Source organism: Capnocytophaga leadbetteri, from assembly GCF_003054025.1.
GTDB classification, from domain to species: Bacteria; Bacteroidota; Bacteroidia; order Flavobacteriales; family Flavobacteriaceae; genus Capnocytophaga; species Capnocytophaga leadbetteri.
In genome coordinates, this window is record NZ_QBKG01000001.1 from 448,801 (window position 1) to 466,360 (window position 17,560).

At 41.8% G+C, this 17,560-nt stretch carries 14 protein-coding genes; 4 read left to right on the plus strand and 10 right to left on the minus strand.

Annotated elements, in window-relative coordinates; translation table 11 throughout:
- The first annotated feature begins 5 nt into the window (after positions 1-5).
- From C8P65_RS02210 to C8P65_RS02225, 4 genes are read left to right on the plus strand one after another with little or no spacing between them, the layout of a single operon-like run.
- Complete coding sequence (locus C8P65_RS02210) at positions 6-725, plus strand: SH3 domain-containing protein (RefSeq protein ID WP_107780923.1); 720 nt, start codon at positions 6-8, stop codon at positions 723-725.
- A 50-nt stretch (positions 726-775) separates the two neighbouring features.
- On the plus strand, positions 776-1,996 hold the full coding sequence (locus tag C8P65_RS02215; RefSeq protein ID WP_107780925.1) for an ABC transporter permease: 1,221 nt from the start codon (positions 776-778) through the stop codon (positions 1,994-1,996).
- 37 nt (positions 1,997-2,033) lie between these two features.
- Positions 2,034-2,261: a succinylglutamate-semialdehyde dehydrogenase gene (locus C8P65_RS02220; protein WP_107780927.1), complete on the plus strand. Its 228-nt coding sequence runs from the start codon at positions 2,034-2,036 to the stop codon at positions 2,259-2,261.
- Positions 2,258-3,253, plus strand: a complete 996-nt coding sequence (locus tag C8P65_RS02225; RefSeq protein ID WP_107780929.1) for a sensor histidine kinase — start codon at positions 2,258-2,260, stop codon at positions 3,251-3,253. The genes C8P65_RS02220 and C8P65_RS02225 overlap by 4 nt, the downstream gene beginning before the upstream one ends.
- Before the next feature lie 13 nt (positions 3,254-3,266).
- Here the strand turns inward: C8P65_RS02225 and C8P65_RS02230 are convergent, their stop codons facing one another.
- From C8P65_RS02230 to C8P65_RS02275, 10 genes are all read right to left on the minus strand, one after another.
- Positions 3,267-3,833, minus strand: coding sequence for a LemA family protein (locus C8P65_RS02230; RefSeq protein WP_107780931.1), 567 nt, complete (start codon positions 3,831-3,833; stop codon positions 3,267-3,269).
- Between the two features lie 23 nt (positions 3,834-3,856).
- Complete coding sequence (locus tag C8P65_RS02235; RefSeq protein ID WP_107780933.1) at positions 3,857-5,422, minus strand: DUF3137 domain-containing protein; 1,566 nt, start codon at positions 5,420-5,422, stop codon at positions 3,857-3,859.
- Complete coding sequence (locus C8P65_RS02240; RefSeq protein WP_009388812.1) at positions 5,422-6,027, minus strand: Dabb family protein; 606 nt, start codon at positions 6,025-6,027, stop codon at positions 5,422-5,424. The genes C8P65_RS02235 and C8P65_RS02240 overlap by 1 nt, the downstream gene beginning before the upstream one ends.
- Positions 6,028-6,060: 33 nt before the next feature.
- Positions 6,061-6,711, minus strand: coding sequence for a hypothetical protein (locus C8P65_RS02245; RefSeq protein ID WP_107780935.1), 651 nt, complete (start codon positions 6,709-6,711; stop codon positions 6,061-6,063).
- Positions 6,712-6,733: 22 nt separating this feature from the next.
- Positions 6,734-7,201 (minus strand): hypothetical protein, encoded by a 468-nt coding sequence (locus tag C8P65_RS02250; protein ID WP_107780937.1) that lies wholly within the window; start codon positions 7,199-7,201, stop codon positions 6,734-6,736.
- 242 nt (positions 7,202-7,443) lie between these two features.
- Positions 7,444-8,829: a DUF4832 domain-containing protein gene (locus tag C8P65_RS02255; protein WP_107780939.1), complete on the minus strand. Its 1,386-nt coding sequence runs from the start codon at positions 8,827-8,829 to the stop codon at positions 7,444-7,446.
- Positions 8,822-10,408 (minus strand): glycoside hydrolase family 31 protein, encoded by a 1,587-nt coding sequence (locus C8P65_RS02260; RefSeq protein WP_107781160.1) that lies wholly within the window; start codon positions 10,406-10,408, stop codon positions 8,822-8,824. Before C8P65_RS02260 ends, C8P65_RS02255 begins: the two co-directional genes overlap by 8 nt.
- Positions 10,409-10,433: 25 nt before the next feature.
- Positions 10,434-14,564 carry a response regulator gene (locus C8P65_RS02265; protein ID WP_107780941.1) on the minus strand — a complete coding sequence of 1,377 codons (4,131 nt, stop codon included), beginning with the start codon at positions 14,562-14,564 and terminating at the stop codon, positions 10,434-10,436.
- 91 nt (positions 14,565-14,655) lie between these two features.
- Positions 14,656-15,747 (minus strand): DUF5017 domain-containing protein, encoded by a 1,092-nt coding sequence (locus C8P65_RS02270; RefSeq protein ID WP_107780943.1) that lies wholly within the window; start codon positions 15,745-15,747, stop codon positions 14,656-14,658.
- A 5-nt stretch (positions 15,748-15,752) separates the two neighbouring features.
- Positions 15,753-17,558: a RagB/SusD family nutrient uptake outer membrane protein gene (locus tag C8P65_RS02275; RefSeq protein ID WP_107780945.1), complete on the minus strand. Its 1,806-nt coding sequence runs from the start codon at positions 17,556-17,558 to the stop codon at positions 15,753-15,755.
- Positions 17,559-17,560 lie beyond the last annotated feature (2 nt).

A 17,560-nucleotide genomic window follows, 5' to 3' on the forward strand; every position in this document is an offset into this window, starting at 1 on the left:
ATTTTATGAAACACTTACTTATTTTATTCCTGCTCCTTACGACCAACGCCTTTGCGCAAGGTCCTTTTGGAGACTATGCCGTAGTAAAAGACAAAGACGGCTATGTGAACATTCGCGCTAAAGAAAGCGTAAAAAGCAAAATTGTAGGCACTTTGCCTAATAATACACTTGTATACACTTTATTTGATACTACAGAAGATGAAACTGGTGAAGAGATATTTTTTAATTGGATTGCTGTAGATAAAGGGTATGTACATAAAAGTCGCCTGAAGATGATAGGCGAATTTCCTTCTATTGGCAAAGGTAAAGAGAAAGAGACAGAGAATAGTATCACCATTGCTGAAAAGGGCATTAGTGTTACTCTTACTAGACAGCCATTTGATAAAACTAAACACAAGATTACCAAGAAAAAGCATAAATATTACGAGGAGTTAATCATTGATGGTAAGAGTGCTCAAGGTACAGACACCTCCTTTATACCTGAAGACCATTACAAGAGTATCATTGTAACTATCAACGGCAAAAACGTATCTATCCCTAAAAGTGCTTATGATGATTTGTACGAAGTAGCTATGTATACTGATAATAATGCGGTATATTATGACAAAGAGGAAGATACAATTTACATTATTGCCCATAATGGTAGTGGTGCCAATGCTTACGAAGTGTGCTGGCAAATAGTAAAAGGTGAGTATAAAACCCGTATTATAGGACAACCTTTCTAGTCTTACAGAATTTGCCAATCTGCTAATTTTCTAATTTGCTAATTAACATTATGAATATACAAAACCTTTTTAAAATAGCGTGGCGTGCCCTTTTGCTCAATAAAACAAGGGCTATGCTTACGATGCTGGGCATCATCATTGGGGTGGGCTCAGTGATAACCATGCTTGCCATTGGCGAGGGCTCTAAAAAGAGCATCAAGGAGAATATCTCTAAAATGGGTACTAATATGCTCAATATCCGTCCGGGTGCGGGTATGATGGGCGGGGTGCGTATGAGTATGAGCGATATGCAATCGCTGAAAATGACGGATTACGAAGCCCTTAAAAAAGAAGGTACCCTATTGAAATATGTATCGCCCGTAGTAAGTGGCAACGGACAAAGTATAGCAGGAGGCAACAACTGGCCTACCTCTATCTATGGCGTGAATACCGAATACCTGCCCATACGCGAATGGAGTGTGGCTGAAGGGAGTATGTTTGGTGAAGATGAGATTACTAATTTCTCTAAGGTAGCCGTTATAGGGCAAACAGTGGCTAAGAACCTCTTCACTAATGGTGAAAACCCTATCGGGCAAACCATACGCTTTAAGAATATCCCTTTTAAAGTGATTGGTATCCTTACCAAAAAAGGCGAGAGCAACTTTGGTCAGGATCAAGACGATGTCATTATCGCCCCTTATACTACGGTACAAAAACGCATTTTGGCGCAAACTTTCTTGCAGAGTATTGTGGCTTCGGTGCTCAATGAAAGTCAGTCGGAGAATGCAGTAAACCAAGTAAAGAAAATTTTAGAGCGCACACATAACCTTTCGGCAACACAAGAGAATGATTTCAATGTGTTTTCGCAACAAGAACTCATCAGTACATTTAGTTCTACCAGTGAGATGCTTACTATTTTATTAGTAGCTATTGCGAGCATTTCGCTTATCGTAGGTGGTATAGGTATTATGAACATTATGTACGTATCGGTAAAAGAGCGCACTAAGGAAATAGGCTTGCGTATGGCTATTGGGGCTAAGGGCAAGGATATTTTGGCGCAGTTCCTTATCGAGTCGGTGCTTATTAGCATTACTGGAGGGGTGTTAGGGGTAATTATTGGCTTATTAGCTACCGTAGGCGTATCGCTGTTTATAGGCTGGCCAGTGAGTATCACCTTGTATTCTATTGTAATATCCTTCTTAGTATGTACCATTACAGGGGTATTCTTTGGTTGGTATCCTGCTCGCAAAGCAGCCGAGTTAGAACCTATTAGTGCCCTTAGATATGAGTAGTGCGAGCCGCACAGGCAATTAGAAATAATAAAAACAGATGAATATAACTTTACCTCCTTATGCTACAGCAGAAGACCTGCAAAAATGTATGGTTATTGTTAGAGAAATATTAGATAACCAAGCTATTACTATTAATGAGGAACACTGTCAAGCCATAGCTTTAGAAGTTATGGGTATCTCTTATGCCAAAGGAGGAGACTATTCTTCTGAAATCATCAAGAGTTTTACAGAAAGTTATTTAAAAACATCAAAGTATAAAGAATGAAACTTTTAACACACATAGCTTCTTGGGCAGTCGTTTTTATAATGCCTGCCCTTATCTTTATCTCCGAAGGCAATCAACGTTTTGAGGAGGCGCTTTACCGTTCGTTAGCATCCTTACCTTTTTTGATGTTTTTGTTCTACAGCTATTACTATTGGCTTATTGATAAGTTATGGTTTAAAAAACGATATATACTCTTTATATTGGTAGCAGTGGCACTCATTTTATGTATTTCGTACAGCAAGTATGAGATTTTTTCGTACTTCGAGCTTCACAAAAGGAAACACAAAATGCCTCCTTTTCACGCTTTTGTCTATTTTGATTTCCTTTCAAACCTCTTGCCGGTAGTTTTTGCAATGGCAATACGCTATGCACAACGCAACTTTTCTTTAGAAATTGCACAAAAAGAAGTCCAAGCGCAGAAACTACAAGCTGACCTTACCCAACTGAGATACCAACTGCAACCGCATTTCTTTTTCAATGCGCTTAACAATATCTATTCGCTTATAGCCTTTGACCCTCAAAAAGCACAAGAAAGTGTGCATAGCCTTAGCAAGCTGATGCGTCATTTTATGCAAAACAGCGACCAAAAGCAGATTAGCTTGGCAGAAGAAGTAGATTTTTTGCAACAGTATATTAGCCTAATGCAGCTACGCCTGACTGATAAAACTACAGTGCAGGTAGATTTCCCCAAACAAGTGCCGCAGCTTACCATAGCCCCTTTGCTATTCATCAGTTTGGTAGAGAACGCTTTTAAGCACGGGGTATCGGCTACGACTACTACAACTTTATCGTTTAGCCTAAGAGTAGAAGGGAATACCATAATATTCAGAAGTGAGAATACGAAAATCCCTACACAAGAGAGCTTGTATAGCTCAGGGATAGGCATTGATAATCTGAAGAAACGGCTAACGCTTCTTTACCCTGAAAGGCACCAGTATACTATTGAAGAAAAAGAAGGAAAGTATATAGCACAATTAACAATTGATAATTGAGGGTTGTCAATTATCAATTGTTAAAAAGTGCCTTTGCATCTACAGCTTTGCGCTGCTCAGTAGTGGCGTATTGCCATTGGTATTTTTTGAAACCAAACACATTGGCTATAAGGTTTTTGGGGAATACCACTATAGCATCGTTATAATCAGTGATAGAAGCACTTAGGAAACGCCTCCCCGCCGATAGCTGCTCCTCACACTCGGTGAGCTGACGTTGCAGGTAGTTGAACTGCTGGTTGCTCTCCAATTCGGGGTAAGCCTCTGCTTGTAGCATAAACGCTTTGAGGGCAACACCTGTTGAGTCGGTGCCAGCATAAGGGTTATCGCTTTCAGTAATATCGCTGAGGTTGATAGGCTTGCGCAATTCGGCTATCTTGGTGAGGGTTTCCTTCTCAAAAGCCATATATTGCTTAGCTGTTTCTATTAGGTTGGGTATTAGCTCGGCACGCTGTATGAAAAGCGCATCTAATGACGAGATAGCATTCTCTATCTGATTGCGGCGCTTGCTTATGCCGTTGAATACTCCTGCTATATAAAGGAGCAGCAGTACTACCACTGCCCCTATAATCATATACATCATAACTAATTATGAATTTTGAATTATCAATTATCAACTAATTTAAGTGTGTCTATCATCTGTAGTTGCTCTACGAGTTCGCGGTATACGCTCTCTACCATAGGTAGGTCTATCTTCTGAAAGAGCATAGCCGCTGGCGAACTGCCCACTGTCATTAGTGAGTTGCCCTCATTGGTAGCAATCACGATATTGTTTTTGTTGATACCAAAGTACACTTGCCCTTTGTGTCGCTCGTTTAGCTTTTTGAGTCGCTGCATAAAGGCAGGGGTAAGCACATAGCGCGCCGTTATTTGGTCATCGCAATACACTTCAAACTGCTTTTCAAACTCAGGGTCTTCTAAGCGTATGCGTTCCCCACCATAATTCAGATAAGTGCTGATAGCATTATCGTTGAAATCGCTAAAGAAACCTTTCACGGGGCGTACTACGATAGGGTGCTCGAATGTCTTAGGCGAGCGCGCTACAAAGAAATTCCCGTAAAACACTACATCATCACCTTCTTTCTCGTTACGCATATTAGGACGGAAAGTGACCATTAGGTTGCACGATTGGAAAGGAATACCATTATAATGCCCTACTATTTGGTCGCCACCTTTTAGGGTGTAACGCTCAAACTTAAATAACAACGAGTCTATAAACTCAGCAATGCCTATATGTCCGTTTTCAAAGTATTGAAACTGAGGACTGATATACTGTACTACTTTGCTAAAAACTTTCTTCTTTACTTGCGTGAAATCGGTGGTGCCTGTTAGCCTGCTTTGCATATAGCGTTTGGTGAACATCGTCCATAAAAAACTACCTCCTATCATAATCGCTAAGATGATAAAGATATAGTTTGAACTGCCCACTGACAGGGTGCCTGATAGTACCAAATAGGCAATAGTACCCATTAGGGCAACCGCAAAGGCTATTTGCATATAGAGGGTGTTCTTACTCACACTACGCCCTTTTTCCATAGCTGCAAGCTCTGTGCCAAACTCTTTTTCGGCAAAAGAGCGAAACTCTTCTACAGGTTTTAGGCTTATCTTTTCTTCAGGGGTTATTTTAGTAGCCTTTGTGTCATCAGTCTTGTTATACAGCTCTTTCATCACCTCGTTATAGGTTTCTATATTTTGGGGTTGCTCTAACACGCGCTTTAGGTCTGCTGCGCGATACTTCTGTATAGGCAATTCATATTGCTGATTATCAATCGATACGTAAATACGAGTGATAGGGTCTAACTGATATTTTATTTTTCCTAAAGGTATCACAGTGAGATAAGTCTCTAACTCGTGATGAAAGCGCACTTCTTTTCCCGCTTGTACGAGGTTGAAAAAGGCTTCTACTTTTTGCTTCCTGCCAAAGATAGCACGAGCACGCATTAGGGGGTAGTAAACAGAGGCAATCACCGCTATAGGCAAAATGTACTTAATTTGCGGTGGAATACCTTCGGCACTGTTCATCATTTTGCCCAAAATAGGTAGGGCAAATATAGCGAGGAGCGCAACCCCTATTATAGCCAATACGGCTACAATAATAAGGTTGCGCGTTGTAATTTTCTTTTCGCGTTCGCACTCTTGTAGTACGAGCTGTTTAGCGTCTGTTAGTGTCATTATTTTTCCTCTGATTCAAAAGTCCATTCACCGTCTTTTTGCTCTGCTAACACCCTGTAATAGGTAGTAGTAACAGTTCTTTTCCGACCTATCCTTTGATAAGATTTTCCTTTTCCTATTTCAGTAAATTCCATTCTGAAACCTACTTTATAGCCTCCTGCAGTGCCATCGCTTTCCAAAAAGATACAAGAGACATTGAAGTTTTCGTAGTCAGGAAATTCATCTTTGAATTTTTCGATACCTTCTTTTACCTTTTCTACTACTTTATCCGTGTTGATGTCTTTTAGTTTGAAGAATTCTCCTTCTTTTTTCACGTTGTCAAGTGCAGTAGCATCTTTCCATTCTTTGGGGAAGTTGAACTCTTGTTTTACCATTTTGTCGTTGTCAGGGTATATAAATCTACCGAAGTGTAAGGTGTTGTCTTCCAATGCTTTCTCTGATTGGAAATAAACTAATAGGAACTCTTTGTCCTTTACGGGAGAGTCGTTAAAAAGGGCAATAGTTTCTTTAAAACCTTCTTTGTCGTACAATACAGGGGCTTTTTTGCCACAAGCGGTAAGTACTAAGGCGATAAGTGCGCCTGCGAGGAATGTGAGCTTTCTCATTGTTTGAATCTTTTTTAATTATTACTTCTTTTGTTATTTAATAGGGTTGCCTTGAGCATCGAAATGGTAAGTTTTGCCAATTACTTTAGTAGGTTCATTGCCAATGGTATTGATTTTTATTTCGAAGGCTAAGGTTTTAGGATTCTTCTGAATTTCCCAGCTACGCACGTAGGTTTCAGCACCGTTTTCTTTCTCCTTTACTCCCTTTATAAGGTCAGGGACTTTGTCGATAAGAGGTTTAACATCGGCGTAAGAAAAGAGGATTTCTTTGTAATCATCATACTTAGCGCGTTTGCCTTCGCTGGTTTTTATCACCATCTGCCCACTCGTTAGGTAGTGCAAGTTGTCTTTGCTGTAAGAGGCATTGTAGCCTGTTATAAGGTTCTTGCTTTTGTCTGTTAATCCTTCAGCTATTACAGTGCAATAAGCGGGCTTGCTGAACTCGCTTTTCACTTTGTAAAGGTCGAGGGTATCGTTAGAAATATTGTGTTTTTCTAATATTTTTTGGTAAACAGCGTCATAGTCGCCTGCTTCGCTGCCCACTACACCTTTATTGTAATCGTAATCGGGCTTTTCTTTGCCCATTGCGCTATCAGCGATACTGTGTACAGCACTTTGCCAGTCACAGCTGGTTAAGCTGATAGCAGCGATAGCCATAGCAGCTAAAATAGTAACTTTTTTCATACTGAATTATTTAGGTTTAAAATTAATTATTTTTCTTCCACAAAGCCGAAATACCTACATTTTGGTCTTTTTGCTGAACAGGGTATTTGCTGTTGATAGCATCAAGTATATCAGTGTCAAACTCTTGGTTGCTGCCGTATATGGTTCTGATAATCCACTGCCCAATCCAGCCACCTTGCGAGTAGAGCATTTTTAGCCAGCCTTTCATAGTACTGCGGTCGAAGCCGAGATAAGTATCTTCGCGGCTCATATCGTCAGTCATTGGGGCATAACTGGTGGTGATAAGGGTGCGATGGTAAGCGTTTTTAGCGATGAAGATACGGTCATTAGCACTGCCAGTGCCTAAAAACTGAGCCGCTGTATTGCCTTTTTTAAGGAATTTTACTTCATACTTACTGCCGAGTTTTTCTTTTAGTAACTCGAATAAATCTTCCAAAGGCACTTTGCCTTCGAGAAAAGTGATGGTAATGTTCTTGTCTAAGAGTCCCATTTGTCTATATTTTTTAATATTACGCTGCAAAGGTAAACAATTTACCCCCCCCCATTGTTAAATTTTTGTTAAAGTTTTATTAAAGTTTGTTTTTATGTTGTTTTTTTTCTTTCAATCCTTGTGTAGTGGTACATATATCATAGCTTTTTCCTTATTATCTCATATACTCAGAGCGAAGGATCACCGAAGGAAAGTCGGCGAGCTGGCGCAGCCGAGTATCTGGCGAAGGAAAGACGATGTTTCTACTCTATATTTAGTACTGCTAAAGTATTGTATCCCGTTTGGGCGTCCCAAAGGTCTTTGTTTGCTAAGCGAATACTATACTCAGGGCGGTCGTATAGGGTAGGGTAGGGGTCTGGCAAATGTAGATATAGCGTGTATTTGCCTTTGCGTAGAGAGCTTGGTAAAGATACTTCAGCCGCAATAGTAGTCGTTTTGCCAGCTGCCCATAGACGTGGGTCGGTATTGAGATTGAAACGATACTTTTCTTTAGGATTTTTCTCTGATACTAATACCAATACTGCCTTTCTCGGATTGAAAGGAGCTGCAAATCCCTCATTTTTTATCTTAAGCGATACTTTTAGCACTCTTTCAGTACTATTATACCCGCTAAAACTGCCTTCGGTTAGCACAAAACGATAGCCGAGACGCTTTTTTATCTCGTCTATACACTTCTGTTGCTTCCATTGCTTTATCACTCCCTGATGATAATCAATATTTAGGTAGCTAAAGTGGTAGGTAGCCAATTGCTGTAGGGCATTAGTACAAGCAGTAAAGGCTGAGGGCTGACAGGTTTCGCCTCCCATTACGGTGTATTGGGTTTCGTGGGCTACGTATTGGCGGTGCTCTCTTAGGTGATGATAGGTGCCCATATCGTCATCATCAGCTAGAAAGCAGTCATTGTGAAAGCCTATACGCGCCAAATCACTTCCTTTATAAGCAGTCTGAGCGGTCAGAGTGTCGGCTATGCTTATACTTTGCGTGTAGAGTTTAGCTTTGGGGTTGCGCACTGCTATCATACGGTCAGTAGGGAGAATGTTGAGCAGCTTCTTAAGCACTTGTTTTCTGGGGTTATAAGCGGTAGGAGTGTCGGCTGGCTGATAACCGTAGTGGTCGGTATAGTACCATTCACCCCATACGCCCACAAAACCTGCTTCGCATACGGCTATAATATCGGCATTCTCTTGTATGATAGGGCGTAGCTGCTCCAAATGCTTTTCGGTGTAATGCCAATCGGCATCCCAAGGTTTTTGAGCTTCGCTATCAGTGTAGGCAAAGCGCAGTACTACCTTTGCGCCCCCTTCGCGCACCGCTTTCATATTCCGACGTATAAGGTGCAGAAATTCCTCTGAGAGTAAGCGTTGCCGAAAGGGCTGCATATAGTATACAGTCAGTATAAGGCTAATGCCCTGTTGCCGGTAGTTTTTTACCTTTTCAGTAGTTAGTTCATCGCCATCGCTCTTTTGGTCTTGGTGTGTTAAGAAGCCTCTTTCGGGGTTAATAATTGCCTCATTGGTGGGTTCGTAATGCACAATATTAAGAGGCGAGGCGTCTGTATGCTTCACCTCTTGTGGTGTTTGGCAGCTTAATGATAAGCTGATAAGTAAGAAGGAAAGATATTTATTCATTTATAATAAAATAAGGAAGTCTGTCTAAAGGGACTTGTAGGGTATAGGTCTTGCCGCCTTTGTATTTTTTACCTTGGTCATCGCGCCAACTGCCTTTGGGTAGCTTAACGGTGCGGGTGTCGCTCTCGGTTATTACGGGAGCCACTAAATACTTATCGCCCAGCATATATTGGTCTTTGCAGTCGGCAAACCCCTGATTTGGGAAAGCGTATTCCATACTGCGCACTATAGGTTCGCCTGTTTTAGCCGATTGTTTTGCCTGCTCGATGAGGTAGCTACCCAGCTGCTCGTGCCATTTGGCGTACTTTATGCAGATGTCTAAATTTTCTTTGGAAAGAATACGCCAAGGCGCTACTGAGAATTGCATCATAGGCATCATAGCGTGTATTTGGCACGACCGCACGATAAGTTTTTGATTGAATTTAGTAGGGTCTACATTCAGAAAACTACCGTATTCGCCACCTCCTATCATATCAGGACAGGCATAGGCATAGCCGTTCAGACCGGCAGCTATCATATCAGGAATAAGGCGTGCGACGCCATTCCAAGAGTAGCTTTTATCGCCCAAACGTTGTACTAAGGGCTGTCCGCCGAGTTTCCAACAAGCGCGAAACTCGTTGTAAGGAAAGGCTAAGCCTAATTTTCCCCATAAATAGGTTTGCTCGGTGTCGTAAGATTTTTGGTCGAAAACCTCTATAGCTTCAGCCAAATAGCGTTCGGGGTCGCCTGCATCAAACTTAAAACCATCAATGCCGTATTCTTTTTGTAGCTGTTGTAGTTCACCTACGAAGTGCTTGAAAGCATCGGGGTTGCTAAGGTCATAACAAGCACTCAGCCCATTCCACCAATCGAGAATAGCAGGGGTATGCGAACCTTTTTTCTTTATTAAATAGCCTTTGTCGCGCAAAAAACGATACTCTTGACTGTCAGGCGATACAAACGGACATACCCACACCATCACTTTAAAACCCATTTGGTGTAGTTTAGCTATCATTTCTTTAGGTGAAGGAAATTTATCAGGGCGAAATTGCCATACACCGTAGTCTTTTTGCCAATTGTCGTCTATCATTATCACGCCGGTAGGCATACCGTTATCAATAATAGCTTGGGCGTAAGCCAATACATCTTTTTGATTTTGGTTATAGATGAGTTCTATCCACGTGTTGTACTGAGGTTTAGTAAAGAATACTTCAGGAGGAATAGTACCCGAAGGTGGGAAATACTGTTTGCTAACAGCTTGATAGGCACTCTTTAGGTCGTTGCCCTTGCTGCTCTGGCAACTCACGGTGCCGCGCGATGGCGTGATGACTATCTTTCCCTCTTGAAATTGGTAGGCAAAGGGGGTATCAGCAGCTATATACCTACCTTTGTTAGACAGCAGGTAGGGCACTGACTGGTTATTGAAGTTTTCAGTACGCAGGTTGTACACACGTGCTGAAGGTTGGTAAGGCATCTCTTTGCCTACACCTGTAAAACCACCCCACCATTGTTCATTAGGTAATAGGGTGATTTCAGTGGGCTGCTGTGCGTTTGCCCATAGCGAACTGCACAAAGTAATAAAAGCAAATATTCTTTTCATTTGTATGTTTTTAGTCATTAGTTTCTTATCTCTTACCTGAAATATATTCTGAGGGGGATACCCCAAATTGTTCTTTAAAAGCTCTTGTAAAATACGACGGACTATCAATTCCTACTTCGTAACACACTTCACTGATAAGTTTATCGGTGGTTTTGAGTAGTTCGGCAGCTTTGTCTAAGCGTATTTTGCGAATGTAGTTCGCTAAGGTAAGCTCGGTAGCTTGTTTGGCAAAGCTGTATAACTTAGTGCGGTTCATACCAAGTTCAAGGCAGAGGTTATCTACCGAGAAATGAGGGTTTTGCATATTGGTCACTACCAAGTGAGTGAGCTTATCTAATAGTTCTTGTTGTTTTTTATCAATCACTTTCTGACGGATATTCTCAATAGGAGCGTGCTGTTTGCTCTTGTTGAGCAAGTTGCGCACATTGGTTTTGAGCAGTTTCACATCAAAAGGTTTGGTGAGGTAGGCATCAGCACCTAACTCAATTCCTTCTATTTGCGACTCTATTTGCGATTTTGCGGTGAGCAATATCACAGGGATAAAGCAGGTTTGCAGGTTCTTTTTCAAGATAGCACAGAGCTCAAATCCGTCAACTTTAGGCATCATCACATCCGATATAACCAAATTAGGAAAATGCTGGTTGCACTTCTCAATCGCTTGTTCGCCGTCAGAGGCAAGAATGATGTTGTACTCTTTGATAAAGATGTTTTTGAGTATCATCAGTACCTCGTGATTGTCGTCTACTAAAAGCAAGGTAGGTTTATCTTCTTGGGGCAAATTTAACATTTCGTCCTCTTCTTCGCCTATGTGTTCATACTCAACCGCATAGTCCGATAAGTATTCTTTTAGATGAAAAGTACTGTCTTGCAATTTCTGTTCGGGCAATAAGTAACTATCGTTCATAGAAAAAGTGATGATGACTTCGGTACCTACATTGGGCTTACTGCTAATGATAATCCCGCCGCGATGTGCTTCAACTAATGATTTTACCAAAGAAAGTCCGATGCCCGAACCTACTCTTTTTTGTCCTAATCCCTCTACACGATGGAAGCGTTCAAAGATTTTGGGCAAAGCTTCTTTTTCAAGTCCTACCCCCTCATCTTGTACTTTCACGATGAGTTGTTTGCCCGCTAAGGTGCGTGTAGTGTTCTCAAAAACATTTCTGTATAGCGGAGAGACTTCGTTTAAGTTCCCTACTGATACTGATAGCCTTATAGTGCTTCCTGCATTGGAATACCTAATGGCGTTAGAGAGAATATTAGAAAGTATTTTGCTAAAATACTTCTCGTCTAACCACAACTTCACTTCTTGTTCAGGCAGTGTTAATTGCAGTCTTATAGTCACTTGCTTTGCCCACTCTTTAAACTCGTTGTAGATGGATTGTACGTAGCTATTTACTGAAATGTAATTAGCTCTTAATTGAGGGGTGTACACATCCATACGGTGCATTTCAAGGAGTTCGTTCACCATATTGCTGAGCTTGCCCGTATTGCGTTTAAGAGTATGCACATACTTATTGGTAGGCATTTCCTCTTCAATTTCAGTCACTGCGTGGCTCATTAGGGTAAGAGGTGTTCGGAACTCGTGAGAGACATCTGTAAAAAACTGCATTTTCATTTGCATAAGCTCTTCTTTATGGCGTTCTTTTTCCTCTTGTACAGCAATGGTATGCTTCATTTGCGTCCATCGCATAAAGTAACGAAACCCTATAAATAGCAGCAAGACTAAAATGATTGCATACAACAAATATGCCCACCACGTGAGCCAAAAAGGAGGTTTAGAAACTACTATAAGCTCGGTTTGCTCTCCGCTCCACTGTTGCCAATCGCCTACCTCTACTAACAGTTTATAGGTGCCATAAGGTAGTTTTTGATAGGTAGCGTGGGGTACTTCGGTATTCGCAGCGATATAGTGCCAATCGGTGTCGTAATCTTCAAGTTTATAACGATAGCGCAGGTGCTGAGGTGCTTTGTAAGAAAGCGTTGTGAAATAAACTGAAAAGTTGTTGTTAGGATAGCCTATAGTAAGAGTGTTAGTAAACTCTATAGCCGAATTGACAACCTTCCCATTATTCTCAAACCTACTAAAATGTGCTTTCAGTTTTGCCGATACAGGTATTTGCGCTTGAGGTTTGAAATAGTTAAAGCCGTGAGAGCCTCCAAAGTACAAATTCCCTTCAGCATCTTTGCAAGAGGAAGCTGTACCGAAACTATGTCCTTGCAATCCATCACTATTGTTGAAAGCTGCAAAACGCTTTAGCTTTGCGTCAAAGAAACTCAAATAGAAACCTCCACACCATACATTGCCAAAAGCATCTACCTCTACACTTTCGATATCATTAGAGGTAGCACCTTCATCTATGCCGTAATGTTCGGAAGTATAGGTGGGGGTTCCGTTAGCGTTATCAGTGAAGATAACCTTGTTAAGCCCGCTGCCCATAGTGCCTATCCAATAAGTATCTTTGTCTTTATCAATTGCCCAAAGATAATTGCTACTCAAGCTGTGAGGGGTTTGAGTATCGGCAGTGTATTTGAGCACGCGCACTACTTCACCTTTAGCATTAAGTTGCAATCGGTTTAAGCCCATTACCGAGGTTATCACCAATTCATTTTTAGCTTTATCCACATATATTTTGTGGAGCTTGTTAGTAGATAACCTACGAGGTTCGGGAGTTGCTTCGGTAAAGGCATAGATATTTTGCCATTGCCCGTTCCGCTCCTCAAAGCATTCCAAACCAGAATAGGTAGTAATCCACAAACGTTGAAAGGTATCAAACTTGATATCAAAAATATAATCTTTACACTGCGCTTGAAACGAACTGATGATGCGTCTATTCTGTTTATCAATTACAAACACACGTTCGCGAACCGATACGTACAAGAGTGCCTTATCGCTCTGAATACTCGTAACGTTAGGTGAAAGTTCGGGAGCATTGCAATAAGGTTCTTCTAATTGCTGTTTGCGGGCATCAAAACGAATAACTCCTCCAAACTTATTGCCTATATACACATAACCATCGGGGTCATAGTGCATTGTACTCACAAATTCCGACCCCACTTTACTTTGGGGTTTTATCCATACTGTTTTGAAGAACGCATCGCGCGTGCTGCTGTAGGATACGCCATTAGACCAAGCCGATACCCACAAATTACTGTCCTTGTCTAAGAACACACTATTGATATGATTGCTTGCTGAATACGGATTGGAAGGTGAATGGCTATGTGTTTTTAGCAAGTTGAGCGTGTTTTTATCTAACTGAAAGATACTCTCTTCATTCACAACCCATACGTATTGGTTACCTACATCCAGTGAAAGCAGATGTTCATTTAAAGCAAATTCTTTTTTAGCAACTATAGTATAGGTGTTGTTAGAATTACAAGCGTATTTCACCAAACTATCACGGTAAATCACCCATAAATAACCATCGGTATAGAGCATCTTTACGATACCCGAACCTATGTTGTTCACCTTTTCGGGTAGGGCTTTTAGTGTGCCTTTTTCAAGAACGTAAGCCGATAACCAAGGAAAACCTGAAAGCCAAACTTTTCCTTTCTCGCTCACCGCTATTTGCGGATTGAGTTGCAAAGTAGAGAGTTGTGAGGCAGTACCAATAGGCAATGTTTTCAGCGTAAGTGTCTTCTCGTGTTGATTCCACACTATCTTAGCACGCCTAATTTGGTTTTCACTCAAAAGCCAAAGTTCATTGTTTGTACCTTTTTGTAAGAGTTTTACTTTGGTATAGAAAGCCAAATCAAGAGGGTCGTCTATTTTGAAATTGACAAACTGTTTGAGGTGTATATCAAAGCAAGCTACTCCTGCTTCGGTAGCTACCCAAAGGTAACGCCCCATAGGTTGCAAACTGTACACACGGTTGTAGTACACCGAGTTGATAGGGTCTTTCTCATACTTATAAGCATCAAGCGAATAGCCATCAAAACGGTTCAGACCGCGATGCGTGCCCAGCCAAATAAAGCCCAACGAATCCTGAGCAATGCAAGTAACGTTGTCGTGCAACAAGCCTTCATTACGAGTAAGATGGTGGAAAAGGAAAGTTTCTTGCGCTTGTAGTCTCACCATCAAACTTTCTGTGAAAGAGAGAGAAAAGAAAAAATGCCACAATAGCAGGATTCGCAAGAGCTTTATCAATCTATTCATTTGTCAGTTTCATTTTTTATTTAGAGTGCAAAAATATTAAACAATTGACAATTAACGAAAATCATCATTCGCAACCCGTCATTTGTAATTATTACGGTGTTACAGTAATTTTAATAGTGCGATATTCGTTGTTGTATTTGTACTCGTTTGCACTTACAGCACCTACATCGGTTTTGTATCCATCGCCTTTATAGCTTTTGAAACCACTGCTGTTGCCTATTACTACCACTTCGTAAGTACCTGCTTGTGTATAGGTATGAGTGTAGTGGGCTATACCTGAATTATCGGTGATGGTGATGCCTTTTCCTGTATCAAACGGAAAGTAGTCTATGGCTCCAAAAGATGCTGATTGCACGTAGTAATCACCTATGTAGCCGATGCCTGCTCCTACAGTAGTAAAGAGTACTTGTATGTAAGATAGGGTAGCCATCTTCTTATTCACGGCGCTTTCCCACGCTTCTATGGTGCGACCGATGTCGAAAGTGTAGTCGGTATACTCGGTTTTAGGGGTAATGGTCAAATCCCAAACAGTATCGTCTTTAAAGGTAACAGCTGTTTCGCCTTGTGCTATACCTGCTACACGTATCACGATGGGGAATTTACTTTCCTCGGGGTGCTCGCTTTGGTCGTTAGCACTCTTTAGGATAGTGGTAGCATACTTCATACGTAGGGTCATCTTTTTATTGCTTCCTACTTTTGTATTGACGTTTAGGCGTAAGGCTTCGTACCACCAATTAGGGTGCTGGGCGTTTACCTTTAGCACTTTTTTGCCTATAGTAGCATCGGTTACTACTTCTGCTTGGCTACCTACTAAGTTGTCGCCGCTATTGGCGTTGCGCATTTCAAAAGTGCCGTTTGCTAAGGTGGTGCTTCCTATTTCGGTGGTGCTAAAGTCTACCTGATAGTGTTTCACTTCAGGGTCGGTAGGGCGATAGTTGTGCTCTTGTAGTTCGGCTGAGCTTTTTCCGCGTAGCACGTAGTCTATGCTCTTTTGGTAGTTGTGCCCTGCCTCGCCTGTGTAGATGCTAAGAGCGTTTACATTGTGCTGTATGCTAAAAGTAACTGGTTCGCCTATTCTTACTTGGGTTTTATTGGCACTAACTGATAGGTTTACCGTTTCGGGTTCGTCTTTAGAGCAAGCTATGAGTAGCAAGCTACTAATTAATAATATTTGTGTTTTCATTTTTACTAATATCCTGGGTTTTGTGTTAAGTTTTTATTAGCGTCTATTTCGCTAAGCGGTATGGGCAATAGCTGATGGTAAGGACGTATATTTTCGGGGGCAGCAGGGGCTGGTATGCGGCGTTCTTCGCTGCTGATAAAGGGGTTGTTGATACGCCAGTTTTGTAGAGCTTGTACTAAGATGCCTCGCCTTACTAAGTCGCACCAACGGTCGGTGGTTTCTCCTACTAATTCGCGTGCGCGCTCGTTGAGTATCTCGGTGCGGAAGGCTGTATAGTCGTTAGTGTAATGTTTGGCAGTATAAAGGTCGCTGCCAGCGTAATCATAACCATACGAAGCGGTTTTCCAATCGGGTACTACGTTGTCTATAGCGTTTATATGGCTTCTGTCTAAGTCGCGAGGAAGGGCATCGCGGTGCACTACACGTCCGCCTGCTTTGTTAGAAATTCGCGCCCGTTTGCGCACTAAGTTTACAGCATCGTAAGCACTTTGTACATTGGTGCCATTGAGTGTAAGGTTAGACGATGGTGTGTAGGCACCTGGTGAGTGGTTTACTTCGTTATAGGCTTCAGCATAGATAAGTAGTACATCGGCAAAGCGCAATAACGGTTCGTCCATACCAAAGTTTTTGTAGTTGTAAGATGAGGTATCGGCTAAGGGGAAGCGGCGGAATTTGCCAATGCTCCACATTACCCAGTTATTATTTTCGGTGGCTTCACTGAGTTTTTGGTCGGCACGTGTATCCCAATAGATACGGTAATCCCAGCCCCATATCTTGCCGTTGTCAAGCACTTGTGCACGGGGACAGTTCCACAGACGGCGTATAGAGTCAGAAGGTTCGTATATCATACGGTGATAGTCGGAGCTTGAGATGTTATCCCAAGAACCACCTAAGTTTTCATTACCTCTCATACCGTAGACCATACCTGTTAGGGTTCCTGTGTCGTCTCCGGTTAGTCCTTGCACACACCAGATGACTTCTTTTGGGGCTTCGCTTACTTTGGTTTTAGCGTTGAATACATCAGGATAGTATTCTACTAATTGATAGCGGCCGCTTTGTATTACTTCTTTAGCATAGTTCATTGCCTTGGTGTAGTTTTCGGCGGCACTGCCTACTATTTCTCTGCCATCGCGTGTGGCTACTGAGGCAAGCCAGAGATGTACTTTGGCTAAAAAACCGCGACAAGCGTCTTTGCTAATGCGCCCGTATTGGTAGCCGTTGTTAGTATCGCCTTTTTCGGCTACGTGTGCCATTGCATAGTTAAAGTCGGCTATGATTTGCTCGAACACTTGCTTCTGAGGGCTACGGGCTACCTTTAGGTCGTTGAGCGATTTGGTTTCTTTTAGTACTAAAGGTACATCGCCAAACCAACGTACCAAGTCGAAGTATAGGTAAGCACGCACACCACGAGCTTCAGCTACATAGCGTTCCCAGTTGTTTATGCGATCTTGGTGCTCGGTTACATTATCAATTACTGAATTACAGTTTTTGATAGCGGTATAGTGGTGTTGCCACATCTGAGTGATGTAGTCGTTATCTGCGCCAAACTTATAGTTTCGCAAGCCACCACCTTCGTCCCAGTCGGCACGTTTGGTTAGGTCGGTGCTAATCTGTTTGGTGCCGTGCCCTGTAACGTACTCGTCGGTTAGGTATCTATAGGTGCCGTTCATCGCTTGACGGGCATCTAATTCGTTTTCATAGAAATTCTGAGTGCTCAGAATGTCTTTAGGGTCTTCTTCTAAGAACTTGGCACAACTGCTAAGCCCTATACTTATCCCTATTGCTATAATAATGCTGATATGTGATTTCATAG

Bases quoted from the DNA above. Each gene is read 5' to 3' on its own strand.
- C8P65_RS02210 (WP_107780923.1), top strand. From the start codon at position 6: ATGAAACACTTACTTATTTTATTCCTGCTCCTTACGACCAACGCCTTT.
- C8P65_RS02215 (WP_107780925.1), top strand. From the start codon at position 776: ATGAATATACAAAACCTTTTTAAAATAGCGTGGCGTGCCCTTTTGCTC.
- C8P65_RS02220 (WP_107780927.1), top strand. From the start codon at position 2,034: ATGAATATAACTTTACCTCCTTATGCTACAGCAGAAGACCTGCAAAAA.
- C8P65_RS02225 (WP_107780929.1), top strand. From the start codon at position 2,258: ATGAAACTTTTAACACACATAGCTTCTTGGGCAGTCGTTTTTATAATG.
- C8P65_RS02230 (WP_107780931.1), bottom strand. From the start codon at position 3,833: ATGATGTATATGATTATAGGGGCAGTGGTAGTACTGCTGCTCCTTTAT.
- C8P65_RS02235 (WP_107780933.1), bottom strand. From the start codon at position 5,422: ATGACACTAACAGACGCTAAACAGCTCGTACTACAAGAGTGCGAACGC.
- C8P65_RS02240 (WP_009388812.1), bottom strand. From the start codon at position 6,027: ATGAGAAAGCTCACATTCCTCGCAGGCGCACTTATCGCCTTAGTACTT.
- C8P65_RS02245 (WP_107780935.1), bottom strand. From the start codon at position 6,711: ATGAAAAAAGTTACTATTTTAGCTGCTATGGCTATCGCTGCTATCAGC.
- C8P65_RS02250 (WP_107780937.1), bottom strand. From the start codon at position 7,201: ATGGGACTCTTAGACAAGAACATTACCATCACTTTTCTCGAAGGCAAA.
- C8P65_RS02255 (WP_107780939.1), bottom strand. From the start codon at position 8,829: ATGAATAAATATCTTTCCTTCTTACTTATCAGCTTATCATTAAGCTGC.
- C8P65_RS02260 (WP_107781160.1), bottom strand. From the start codon at position 10,408: ATGAAAAGAATATTTGCTTTTATTACTTTGTGCAGTTCGCTATGGGCA.
- C8P65_RS02265 (WP_107780941.1), bottom strand. From the start codon at position 14,564: ATGAATAGATTGATAAAGCTCTTGCGAATCCTGCTATTGTGGCATTTT.
- C8P65_RS02270 (WP_107780943.1), bottom strand. From the start codon at position 15,747: ATGAAAACACAAATATTATTAATTAGTAGCTTGCTACTCATAGCTTGC.
- C8P65_RS02275 (WP_107780945.1), bottom strand. From the start codon at position 17,558: ATGAAATCACATATCAGCATTATTATAGCAATAGGGATAAGTATAGGG.